Origin of the sequence: Halalkalibacter lacteus (assembly GCF_036663595.1) — a bacterium.
In the GTDB taxonomy this organism is placed as follows: Bacteria; Bacillota; Bacilli; order Bacillales; family Bacillaceae_D; genus Halalkalibacter; species Halalkalibacter lacteus.
This window is the reverse complement of the sequence record NZ_JAWRVL010000333.1, coordinates 1-253: the sequence shown is the minus strand read 5'-3', so window position 1 is coordinate 253 and position 253 is coordinate 1. Positions and strand designations below refer to the sequence as shown.

Below are 253 nucleotides of genomic sequence, written 5' to 3'. Positions count from 1 at the left end.
TCGCCGCACGCAGCTGGCCGCGGCAGCCGGCGACGTCCTGACCGTGTCGGTGGCCGCCCTGGTCTGGTCGCTGTTCGCGCGGGACTCGTCCGTGCAGGGCGACGTGCGCGTGTCGCGCTTCACCGTGAACTTCCCGAAGGACACGTTCACGGCGCCGACGTTCAATTCGGCGCTCGCCTTCTCGCCGGACGGGACGCACCTGGCGCTCACGCCCTGGCCTGGCCCGACCGTGGTCCGATCGCTGGATGGTCTC

The 253-nt window shown here is 71.5% G+C and carries 1 protein-coding gene; it reads left to right on the top strand.

The features are described from left to right. The coding region (locus SAZ04_RS22550) for a hypothetical protein (protein WP_332699945.1) at positions 1–253 on the top strand (253 nt) is incomplete at both ends.